The organism is Streptomyces ipomoeae 91-03 (assembly GCF_000317595.1).
GTDB lineage: Bacteria > Actinomycetota > Actinomycetes > Streptomycetales > Streptomycetaceae > Streptomyces > Streptomyces ipomoeae.
Map to the genome: position 1 here is coordinate 37297 of NZ_AEJC01000401.1, position 11141 is coordinate 48437.

10 protein-coding genes and 1 pseudogene are annotated in these 11141 nt (G+C 70.5%); 10 read left to right on the forward strand and 1 reads right to left on the reverse strand.

Annotated elements, in window-relative coordinates:
* Positions 1 to 27 precede the first annotated feature (27 nt).
* Entirely contained in the window at positions 28 to 1821 is a 1794-nt protein-coding gene (locus STRIP9103_RS26300) for an AMP-dependent synthetase/ligase (RefSeq protein ID WP_009323405.1), read from the reverse strand.
* A 557-nt stretch (positions 1822 to 2378) separates the two neighbouring features.
* Here STRIP9103_RS26300 and STRIP9103_RS26305 point away from each other — a divergent pair.
* The 10 genes and pseudogenes from STRIP9103_RS26305 to STRIP9103_RS26350 all read left to right on the forward strand — a co-directional run.
* Positions 2379 to 3791 carry a helix-turn-helix domain-containing protein gene (locus STRIP9103_RS26305; RefSeq protein ID WP_009323372.1) on the forward strand — a complete coding sequence of 471 codons (1413 nt, stop codon included), beginning with the start codon at positions 2379 to 2381 and terminating at the stop codon, positions 3789 to 3791.
* A gap of 507 nt (positions 3792 to 4298) precedes the next feature.
* The gene (gene fabG / locus STRIP9103_RS26310) at positions 4299 to 5003 is read left to right on the forward strand and encodes a 3-oxoacyl-ACP reductase FabG (RefSeq protein ID WP_048821009.1); all 705 of its coding nucleotides are present in this window, start codon (positions 4299 to 4301) and stop codon (positions 5001 to 5003) included.
* Between the two features lie 180 nt (positions 5004 to 5183).
* Positions 5184 to 6332, forward strand: coding sequence for a beta-ketoacyl-[acyl-carrier-protein] synthase family protein (locus STRIP9103_RS26315; RefSeq protein WP_009323397.1), 1149 nt, complete (start codon positions 5184 to 5186; stop codon positions 6330 to 6332).
* Positions 6329 to 6910: a beta-ketoacyl synthase chain length factor gene (locus tag STRIP9103_RS26320; protein ID WP_009323339.1), complete on the forward strand. Its 582-nt coding sequence runs from the start codon at positions 6329 to 6331 to the stop codon at positions 6908 to 6910. The genes STRIP9103_RS26315 and STRIP9103_RS26320 overlap by 4 nt, the downstream gene beginning before the upstream one ends.
* Positions 6907 to 7413 (forward strand): hypothetical protein, encoded by a 507-nt coding sequence (locus STRIP9103_RS26325; RefSeq protein WP_009323369.1) that lies wholly within the window; start codon positions 6907 to 6909, stop codon positions 7411 to 7413. Before STRIP9103_RS26320 ends, STRIP9103_RS26325 begins: the two co-directional genes overlap by 4 nt.
* 112 nt (positions 7414 to 7525) lie before the next feature.
* Positions 7526 to 8200, forward strand: coding sequence for a non-oxidative hydroxyarylic acid decarboxylases subunit B (locus STRIP9103_RS26330; RefSeq protein ID WP_009323418.1), 675 nt, complete (start codon positions 7526 to 7528; stop codon positions 8198 to 8200).
* Complete coding sequence (locus STRIP9103_RS26335) at positions 8175 to 9647, forward strand: UbiD family decarboxylase (RefSeq protein ID WP_009323364.1); 1473 nt, start codon at positions 8175 to 8177, stop codon at positions 9645 to 9647. The genes STRIP9103_RS26330 and STRIP9103_RS26335 overlap by 26 nt, the downstream gene beginning before the upstream one ends.
* A gap of 86 nt (positions 9648 to 9733) precedes the next feature.
* Positions 9734 to 10213: an FAS1-like dehydratase domain-containing protein gene (locus STRIP9103_RS26340; RefSeq protein ID WP_009323341.1), complete on the forward strand. Its 480-nt coding sequence runs from the start codon at positions 9734 to 9736 to the stop codon at positions 10211 to 10213.
* Positions 10194 to 10619, forward strand: coding sequence for a MaoC family dehydratase (locus STRIP9103_RS26345; protein ID WP_009323416.1), 426 nt, complete (start codon positions 10194 to 10196; stop codon positions 10617 to 10619). The genes STRIP9103_RS26340 and STRIP9103_RS26345 overlap by 20 nt, the downstream gene beginning before the upstream one ends.
* Positions 10620 to 10743: 124 nt before the next feature.
* Positions 10744 to 11141 (forward strand): annotated as a pseudogene (locus tag STRIP9103_RS26350) (3-oxoacyl-ACP synthase); the annotation flags it as partial.

The following is an 11141-nucleotide window of genomic DNA, read 5'->3' on the forward strand; positions in this document are numbered from 1 at the left end:
GGAGAGTGGACGGCCTTCGTGCTGAGGTCAGGGTGCGTAGATGGCCTCGATCTCGTCGGCGAAGTCCTTCATCACCACGTTCCGCTTGAGCTTGAGCGACGGGGTGAGGTGGCCGGAGGCCTCGGTGAACTGGACGTCGAGGATGCGGAACTTCCGCACCGACTCCGCCTTCGACACCGCCGCGTTGCCGTCGTCGATGGCGCGCTGGATCTCGGCGAGCAGTTCCGGGTCGTTGCGCAGCTGCTCCACCGGTGTGTCCTCCGGCTTGCCGTGCTGCTTGGCCCAGCGCGGCAGGAACTCCCCGTCCAGGGTGACCAGCGCTCCGACGAACGGCTTGGCCTCGCCGACCACCATGCACTCGGCGACCAGCGCGTGGGCCCGGATGCGGTCCTCGATCACCGCGGGGGCGACGTTCTTGCCACCGGCGGTGACGATGATCTCCTTCTTCCGGCCGGTGATGCGGAGATAGCCCTCCTCGTCCAGGGAGCCCAGGTCACCGGTGTGGAACCAGCCGTCGACCAGCGCGGACGCGGTCGCCGTCTCGTTGTTCCAGTAGCCGTTGAAGATGTGCTCACCGCGCAGCAGGATCTCCCCGTCGTCCGCGATGCGCACCGAGCTGCCCGGCAGCGGCAGGCCGACCGTGCCGATCTTCTGACGGTCGTAGGGGTTGAGGGTGGTCGCTGCGCAGGACTCGGCGAGGCCGTAGCCCTCCAGGACGGTGAGGCCGAGGCCGCGGTAGAAGTGGCCCAGGCGTTCACCGAGCGCGGCGCCGCCGGAGATGGCGTGGGTGGTCCGGCCGCCGAGGACCGCGCGCAGCTTGCTGAGGACCAGCCGGTCGAGGACCGTGTGCTTCAGCTTCAGTACGAATCCGGGACCGGACGGGGTCTCCAGGGCCCGGCTGTAGGCGATGGCCGTGTCGGCTGCCAGTTCGAAGATCTTCTCCTTGCCGCCCGCCCGGGCCTGGGCGCGCGCCGAGTTGTACACCTTCTCGAACACCCTGGGCACGCCGAGCAGGAAGGTCGGCCGGAACTTGCCCAGCTCCTCGGTGACGTTCTTGACGTCGCTGACATGGCCCAGCTTGACCGGTGCCACCATGGCGCCGACCTCGACCACCCGGGCCAGGACGTGCGCCAGCGGCAGGAAGAGCAGGATGGAGGAGTCCTCGCGGAACAGGGGCGTGTTGCGGGCGATGATGTTGCCGCACTCCGCGAGGAAGTTGCGGTGAGTGAGCACACAGCCCTTGGGCCGGCCGGTGGTGCCGGAGGTGTAGTTGATCGTGGCCACCGAGTCCGGACCGGCCGCCGAGGCGTGCTCGTCGACCTGGGCGTCCGTCACATCGCGGCCCAGGGCGGTGAGTTCCTCGATGGCGCCCGCCTCGATCTGCCAGAGGTGCTTGAGCAGCGACAGACGGGGCCGCACCTCCTCCACCACGGCCTGGTGCGCCGCGTTCTCCACCAGGCAGGCCACCGCGCCCGAGTCGCTGATGATCCACTCGACCTGTTCGGCGGAGGAGGTCTCGTACACAGGAACGGAGACCGCGCCCGCGCACCAGATCGCGAAGTCCAGCAGCGTCCACTCGTAGCGGGTGCGCGACATCAGGGCCACCCGGTCGCCCGGCTGCACACCGGAGGCGATCAGACCCTTGGCCACACCCCGGACCTCGGCGAGGAACGCCGTGGAGGTGACGTCCTGCCACTGTCCGTCGATCTTGCGGGCGAGCACGGCCCGGGTGGGGTACTTGTCGGCGTTCCGGAGGACGATGTCCACCAGGTTGCCGTCCGTGGGAACGTCGTATAAGGCCGGAACGCTGAACTCGCGCAAGACTGTTGCTCCTTGTCGGCGTCGACTGCGGAGGGGAGCGCCGCAGCGGGGGCCGGGTGCTGACGGCCCGGAGGCTACCAGTAAGTAAGGTCCAGGTACAGGCGCAGTATTGGCTGATCTTCGCGCGCCGGATCACGTGCTCAAGTGTTCAAGATGACAACTACGGGGGGTTGTTCGGAAGGGCCCGCTTCGTCTGTCATAAAAGACATGCCCGAGCTCACGCCCTTCAGAGGGCCCCCACGCCTGCCCGGACATCACGAAGTCGTGCCGTCCTAGACGAGGGCGGACGACACAGCTGAAATCGCTCTTCCCGATCAAGTAGCTCGACGCGGACACTGTGATTACGTTTTGATTTCCGCGCGATTAAAGCCCCCCCACCTCACGAATGACGCTCCGCCGCCCCACGCGCCCCACCGCACACTGCCACTGTGCACGACGAGGCGCGCGACTCGGACACCGCCCCCTTGACGGTCTGACCGGCCCGGAACTCAGCCCGGGCGTGGCCTGTACCCCTCACCGCCGCACGCGAAACGTGTCACCGAGGAGCACAGCATTCAATGTTCAGAGAAGAAAAAAGCACGGCTTCGTCCACCCGCCACCGTCACCCTCTGGCCGCGCTGCGCGCCAAGGCCGGCTACACGCACAGCGAGTACGCGCGTCTGATCGCCGCCACCCACGCCGAACTGGGTTTCGGCCATATGGCGGCACGCCGGGAGAAGGTCTCCCGTTGGGAGGCGGGCCGAGCGGTACCCGAGCGGACCGCCCAGCTCGCGATCGCGCACATCCACGCCGTCCCGGAGGAGGAGGTGTCCAGACTGGACTGGCCGGACTGGCTGCACCTGGCCCACGGTGACGCGCGACAACTGGAGTTACCGTGGACGACCTCGGCCGTGCCCGAGGCCATCCTCGATGCCGTCGCGGCGCGGCAACAGACTCAGCAGGGGTATTTGCTGGCGACCGGTTGGGCGGCCAAGTCGCTGGCGGAGAACTGGCTGGACGCCATGACCGAGGAGCTGGCGAAGTCCCCGGTGGGCCTCTCGCACAGCACCCCGGCGGGGCCCTGGGAGCCGGGCCCGGAGGTCGAACCCGGCTCCGTGCTCCAGGCCTGCACCCGGCTCCGTACGCTGCACATGTTCGCGGGCAAATTCACCGCCGGCTGGCTGGTGCCCGCCAGCGAGCAGGAACTGCGGCATCTGGCCGACCACTTCGTCGCCGTCCCCGACGTGCTCAACAACGGCCAGGGCCTGCTGACCCTGGCGGCGGAGGGGCTGGCCCTGTGCGGATTCATCGCCCGGTTGCAGGGCGAACACGTCAGCGCCCAGCGGTACTACGTCGCCGGGCTGCGTTGCGCAACCGCCGCCGCTGACGCGGAGACAGCGGCGGCGATCGTGACGCTGCACGCCGCGCAGTACCTGGACCTGCATCTGCACGACGAGGCCACCGAACTGCTCACCTCGGCCAGGACGCTGCTGAGCCGTCGCCGGGTCAGGGTGAAGGATCCGGCGCTGACGGCACTGATCCACGCGCAGACCGCCCGTGTCCACGCCCAGCGCGGGGACGACCTGGGCCGCAAGAGGGCACTGCTCGAAGGGCGTCTGGCACTGAGTACCGAGCCCCACGCGAGCCGCATGCCGATCCTGCCGATCCGCTGCGACAGCTGGCTCCAGCTGATGGACGGGGTGACCCTGCTGGAGCTGGGCCAGCCGGATCGCGCGCTCAAGTGCTTCGAGCCGGTGCTGTCCGAGCAGGTACCCCAGTTGCGGCTGCCGCCCTGTGTGCGGGCCCTGTATCTGCTGCGCGCCGCCGAGACACAGGTCGCGCTCGGGGACGCGGCGGCCGGAGCGGAGGCCGTGGCGGAGGCGGCGACGCTGCTCGGCGGCGTCCGCGCGGCGGCGTCCGAACGGGTACGGCTCGCTCTGCGCGCGTACTCGCATCTACCGGAGGTGAGGCAGCTTCTGTCGTCCGAGTGACGACCCCACGCCCCGGCCGCGACGACAGCGGCCCGGGTCGCACAACGGCGGTGCCCCCCGGCCGCCCGACACCGAAAGACCGGTGCCGGGCGGCCGATCGTCGTTGCGGGGGTCCCCAGTTGCCCTGGCACGGCTCCGCGAACACCTCCCTGGCACGGGACACGGCTCCCCCACGCCGCCCTGGCACGGCCCCGCAGACATCGCCGAGTGGCTCTGCCGCGCGGCATCGCGTGGAACGACTCCGCGGTGCCAAGTCAACGTGCCTCGGGTGTGCCCCGTGGGAGCGCCGGTTTCCGAGGCACGTCCGAGGCACACCGTGATCCGTGGAAATTCCCGGGCGCTTGCGATGAGATTTCTACTGCCCGCCCGGTGCGGAATCGCGGATGCGCTCGGCATCCGGTTTCCCGCCGTGCCGGGGTGTCTCCCGCTCGAAGCCGCGAGGGGGAGGGAACGCAACGGGCGGCGCTCTCGACGCTTTTCACGACCATCGGGCTGGAGATTTTGCTCATGAGCCGATCTGTCCTGGTAACCGGCGGGAATCGCGGAATAGGCCTGGCCGTGGCACGGCGCCTCAGCGCCGACGGTGACCGGGTGGCGGTGACCTATCGCTCGGGCGAACCTCCGAGCGGCCTGCTGGCCGTGCCCTGCGACGTCCTGGACGCCACCGCCGTGGACGAGGCGTTCGACAAGGTCGAGGCGGAGCAGGGCCCGGTCGAGGTACTGGTGGCGAACGCCGGCATCACCAAGGACACCCTGCTGATCCGGATGAAGGAGCAGGACTTCACCTCGGTGATCGACACCAACCTCACGGGGACGTACCGGGTGGTCAAGCGTGCGGCCAGGCACTTGATGCGCGCCCGGGCCGGGCGTGTCGTGATCATCTCGTCGACCGCCGCGCTCAGCGGTGTGGCGGGACAGGTCAACTACGGGGCCTCGAAGGCGGGGCTGATCGGCATGGCCCGGTCCCTCGCCCGGGAGTTCGCCCCGCGCAATGTGATGGTCAATGTGGTGGCCCCCGGGCTCACCGACACCGCGATGAGCACAGCCCTCACCGACGGGCAGCGCGAGAAGATCGTCGGCCAGATCCCCCTGGGCCGGATGGCGGACCCGGAGGAGGTGGCCGCGGCGGTCCGGTTCCTGGCCTCCCCCGAAGCCTCGTACATCACCGGAGCGGTCGTCCCCGTGGATGGCGGTATGGGAATGGGGCACTGACGTGTTCCGGGCCACACGACCGACCGTAATTCGCCGAAAAGAAAGCGCACAGCGGTATTCCCTCGACCGGAATTCGTCTCCGGGCCCGATGAATCCCGCCGCGCTACCCGGCCGAATCCGGCCGCGGACATTTGTCCGGCCGACTCAGCCGGCCTCGACGGAAACGCTGGGAGGCTTCAGGTGAACAGGCAAGCAGGGTCGGGCCGCACGGGCCGGACGGTCGCCGTCACCGGGATGGCGGTGACCACCGGGTACGGGCAGGGCGTCGACGCGCTGCGCGACGGGATCTACTCCGGTGTCCCCGCCTTCGTTCCGGTGACCAGGTTCGACACCAGCAGATACCGGGTCGGTGTCGCCGCCCAGGCCGATCCCGGGCTCGATCTGGACACGGAGCTGGTGGCGCTGACCGAGGAGGCCTGCAAACAGGCCGGCCTCTCGCAGAGCGAACGGGCGGACGCCCCGCTCGTCGTGGCCCGGCACGCGGATCCCGCCGTGTCCCGGCTGCCCAGGGAGGACCAGGAGTCCCGGCCCATCAGTGACACCGCGCAGCGGCTGTCGCGCGAGCTGGGCCTCGGCGGTGCCGGGCGCACCTACATCAACGCATGCGTCGCCGCCAGCACCGCCATCGCCGAGGCGGCGGCCCTGATCTCCTCGGGCCGCAACGACCGGGTGGTGGTCGCCGCGGGGCATCTCGTCGACGCGGAGTCCTTCACGACCTTCAACGCCGGCAAGGCCCTGGCACCCGACGGACGGCTCAGGCCGTTCAGCACCGGGCGCAAGGGGCTGCTGCTGGGCGACGGCGCGGGTGCCGTGGTGCTGGAGGCGGCGGACAGCCGTACCGGGATGCGGCCGCTGGCCCATCTCACCGGCTGGGGCATGGCGGGTGACGCCCACCACGTCTGCCAACCGCACCCGCAGGGGCTCGGCATGGCCCGCGCGATCGGCCGCGCGCTCGACCGGGCGGGGCTCGGCCCGCAGGACCTCGACTACGTCAACGCCCATGGCACCGGCACGCCGTACAACGACGCCGCCGAGACCGCGGCCCTGCACCGCGCGTTCGGGGAACACGCGGAGCGTATCCCGGTCAGCTCCACCAAGTCGATGCACGGGCATGCCCTGCAGGCCGCGGGTCTGGTGGAGTTCGTCATCTGTCTGCTCGCCCTGGAGCTGGGGAGCCTGCCGGTCAACTCCGGTTATCTCGGGCCCGACCCGGACTGCCGACTCGATCTCGTCCTCGACTCCCCCAGGAAACGTGAGGCACGGCATGTGCTCAGCCTCAACGCCGCCTTCGGGGGAGCCAACACCGCGCTGGTGGTGAGTGCCGCATGACGACGACCACTTCGAACTCGACGGCGACGACGACCACTTCCAACCGGACCGCGACGACGACCGCTTCGCGGCTGACCGTACTGGGGCGGGCGAGCTGGTCCGCCGAGGGGGACGAACGGCCCCCGAACCTCCCCGGGTTCACGGCCTCGCCCTTCGCCCCGATCATCGCCCATGTCGCCGACCGCTGTCTGAGCGGCCACCACGGTGAGCCGCCGGCCCCGCCGGAGCGGGCCGAGGGGACCGCGATGGTCCTGGTGACGCAGCTCGGCGACATGGCCACCGAGGCCGCCGTCACGGGATCGGTCGACACGGGCACCAAGGCCTCGCCGCTGCTCTTCTACCAGTCCGTGCCCAGCGCCGTCCTCGGTGTCGTGTCGGCGCGCTGGGACCTCGGCGGTCCGGTCATCTGCATCAGCCCGGCCGGTGACCCGCTGGCCGAGGGAATGGATCTGGCCGAGCTGTTGATCGAGGACGGCAGCGCCGGAGACGTCCTGCTGGTGCTGGTCGAACTCGCCACACGGGACGACCGGCCGGACCGGGCCGAGGCGCTCCTGGTCTCCGCCGGGGAGGCGGTATGACGGAGACGGCGCGGGACTTCCCGCTGTCCAAGGAGATCGCCCTGCTGCGGCAGGCCTGGTGGCTGCACGACGCCCGCTGGTACCAGGCGGTGAAGACCCGGTTCGGGCAGGAGATCGCCAACGAACTCAACGCCGAGGTGATGCAGTTCGTGGCCCGGCGCGTCGCCACCGTCTACGCCCGGCAGCACCCCACGGACCCGGAGGGCTCCCCGAAGGACGTGGCCGCCACGCTGGAGGCGCTGGCCCGACTGATGTTCACCCGGTCGATGGTGCGGCTGGAGTCCACCGAGTTCGGCGAGGACGGCACCTGGGAGACCGTCGTCAGCGAGCACTTCGCGCTGCGGATGCTCAAGGCCAGCCGCTCCCTGGAGGGCTACCAGTGCCCGTGCATGGAGCTGCGCGCCGGCTGGTTCGAGGGCATCGGGGTGCGGGCCACGGACGAGGTCGTGGAGTGCATGCGCGAGGGGGCGTCGGTCTGCCGGTTCCGCGCGTGCCTGAAGTAGCCCCGGCCCGTACGAGGTCCGGGACCGCCCGGAAGCCGTACGGCGAAGCAGCAGAGCGTACGGCGAAACGGCGCGGCGTACGGCGAAACGGCAGAGGACGAAGGAGGCGTCGATGCGACTGGTCGTGGCCATCACCGGTGCCACCGGCGCGGTGCTGGGGGTGCGATTGCTCCAGGAACTGCGGCTCCACGACGAGGTGGAGACCCATCTGGTCGTCAGCAGGTGGGCGCGCTCGACGCTGAAGGTCGAGACCGAACTCACCGGGCGCGCGGTGAGCGCCCTCGCGGACGTCAGCTACTCCCCCGACGACCAGGGGGCCGCGATCTCGTCCGGCTCCTTCCCCGTGGACGGCATGATCGTCATGCCGTGCAGCATGAAGACGCTGGCCGCGATCAGGACCGGGTACGCCGACGGCCTGGTCGCACGGGCCGCGGACGTGACGCTCAAGGAGCGGCGCAAGCTTGTGCTGGTGCCCCGGGAGACCCCGCTCAGCGACATCCATCTCGACAATCTGCTGGCCCTGTCCCGGATGGGCGCGGTGGTGCTGCCACCGATGCTGACCTTCTACAACCGACCGTCCACCGTCGACGACATGGTCGACCACATCGTCGCCCGGGTCCTCGACCAGTTCGGGATCGCGTCGGGCCGCGCACGCCGGTGGCAGGGGTTGCCGGAAGCGCACACGGCTGCGCCCCCGACCCCGGCGGCCGTCGGCCTCGACCACAGCTCCGTCACCGTGAACGCCCGGGAGGGCCGTCCCCATGAGCCACTTCATCGACCTGCGTGAGTACACCGACGCGCTCGCCGCCCTCGGTGATCTGAAGACCATCGGCCGGCCCGTCAGCGCGGACCTGGAGGCCGCGGCGATCACCCGCCGCTCCTATGAAATCCGCTCTCCCGCACCGCTGTTCACGAATGTCGCGGAGGACCGGATCGGGATGCGGATGTTCGGCGCGCCGGCGGGCGTGAGCTCCCGGCCCGACATGCGGCTCGCCCGGCTCGCGCTCTCGGTCGGGCTGCCGCCCGACACCGGTGCGGCGGCGCTCGTGGAGCATCTGGTGCGCACCCGTGACGCCGCGCCCGTACCGCCGCGGACGGTGCCGCGCGAGAGCGCGCCCTGCAAGGAGAACGTACTGCTCGGGGACGAGGCGACGCTGGACCGCTTCGCCGTCCCGCGCATCCACGAGAAGGACGGCGGCAGTTATCTCAACACCTGGGGCGTCATCGTCGCGAAGATGCCCGACGGCTCGTGGACCAACTGGTCCATCTCGCGGATCATGATGCTCGACGGCAAGCGGATGACGGGCCTGGTGGTGCCTCCGCAGCACCTCGGTCTGGTCTGGCAGGCGTGGGCCGAGCGGGGCGAGCCGATGCCGTACGCCCTGGTGCAGGGCGGTGCTCCCGCGATCCCCTTCGTGGGCGGCATCCCGCTGCCGCGAGGCGTGGACGAGGTCGGCTACATCGGTGCCCTGCACGGGGAGCCGGTCGACGTCGTGCGGTGCGAGACCGTCGACCTGGAGGTGCCCGCCCACGCGGAGGTGGTGATCGAGGGCCATATGTCGGTGGGCCGCGACAGCCTCGAAGGGCCCTTCGGCGAGTACGCCGGGTACGCCTCCACCCAGTCCTCGATGCAGCCGGTGTACACCGTGGAGGCGATCACCTACCGGAACGACCCGATCTGGCCCATCGTCCCCGAGGGCAGGCCGGCGGACGAGTATCACACCGTGACCGGCACCGGGCGGGCCGCGAACGTGCTGCACGCCCTGCGGGGCGCGGGGCTGCCGGTGACCACGGTGTGGATGCCGTTCCCCGCCGCCATGCACTGGACGGTGGTGACCGTGCCCGACGACTGGCGGTCGGTGCTCCCCGGCGTGGAGTCCGGGGAGTTCGTACGGCGGATCGGCGAGGTCATCCACAACAGCGGCGGGCCGAGCGCGATGATGCCGGTCACCTTCGTGCTCGACGACGACATCGATCCGTCCGACGAGGCCGACCTGCTGTGGGCGCTGGCCACGCGGCTGCACCCCAAGGAGCGGCGGATGGCCTGGGACGGCGTGGTGCTGCCGTTCATGGCCTGCTACTCGGACGACGAACGCAAGGCGATGCGCGGGCCCAGCGTCGTCCACGACGGGCTGCTGCCCGCCTGGGGCCAGGGCCGGCTGCACCACAGCTCCTTCGACCAGGCCTATCCGGCAGACGTCCGCCGCAAGGTCCTGGAGCACTGGGACGACTGAGCCGTCCGACAGCCACCGGATCCCCACCGACTTCCACCGCGACCTGCACCTCGACTTGCACCTCGACTTCCACCTGATGGAGCGACATGGCGCTGAACCCGAGCTGCGTCGGCAAGATGTATCCGCCCGCGCGGCCCTACCCCGTGGAGCCGGAGACGATCCGCCGCTTCGCCGAGGCGGTGGGCGACCCCGCCGCCGTGTACACCGACCCGGAAGCGGCACGGTCCCTGGGCCACCCGGCCGCCCTCGCGCCGCCGACCTTCCCGTTCGTCGTGGTCGCCCGTGCGATGCACGAGGTGTTCAGCTACGAGGACATCGGCTTCGACCCGACCTATCTCATCCACGGCGACCAGCGGTTCGAGTACACCCGGCCGGTCCGGGTCGGCGACCGTCTGGTGACCACGCTGGAGATCACCGGGGCGAAGACCCTGCGGGGCAAGGACGTGCTGACCCTGCGCGCCGATCTCGCGGACACCGGCGGCGAACACGTCGTCACCACGTACATGACGTTCGTCTCGCTGAGCGCGGTGGAGGGCGGTGGACGCGATGACGTTCAGGGCCGATGACGTGACGGTCGGCACCGAACTGCCCGTCAGGACGGTCACGGTCACCCGGGGCGATCTGGTGCGGTACGCGGGGGCCTCCGAGGACTTCAACCCGGTCCACTGGAACCCCCGGGTGGCGCGCGAGGCCGGGCTGCTCGATGTGATCGCCCACGGCATGCTCACCATGGCGGTGGCCGCCCGCACGGTGACCGACTGGGTGCGCGACCCGGGCGCGATCGTCGAGTACCGCACCCGCTTCAGCCGGCCGGTCGTGGTCCCGGACGACGGCCGGGGCGCCTCGATCGAGGTGCGCGGCCGGGTCGCCGAGCGGCTCGACGACGCCCGGGTCCGCGTCGACCTCGTGGTGACCAGCGGCGGAACCAAGGTGCTCAGCGAGGCCCACGCGGTCGTACGGCTCGCCCCCTAGCCGATCCCCTCCGGCCGCCCTCCGGTCCATGGCCTTCGGCCATCAGGACGCCCGCCGAACGCGGCCCCGGGCCCCTATCTCCCTCCCCCGACCGGCAATCCGAACGGAAGAGAAGACAGGACGGATGAACACTTCTCCGGTCTTCCTCGCCTCGCCCCGGTACGTCCTGGGCGAGATCGAGGAACCGTACACCGCCATCGAGGATCTGGAAGCCCGCGCGGCGCGGTACGCCATCCCCGTGGCACCCCGGACATGGGGCTGGGGCAGCTTCTTCCGCACCGAGCGCACACCGGTCGAGCTGGCGGTCGCCAGTGGGAACGCCACACTCGACGCGTCCGGCGCTCCACGGGAGTCGGTCGACGGGCTGATCGTCTGTACGAGTTCGTTCCCGGCGCACGTCGACGACCACGCCGGGTTCCTCGGTGCCGTGCTGGACGGTCTGGGGCTGACCGCGGTGGCGTTCGCCTGCGGGATGACGCTGAACCGGTGCAACAACCTGCTCGCGGCCCTGCATCTGGCCCG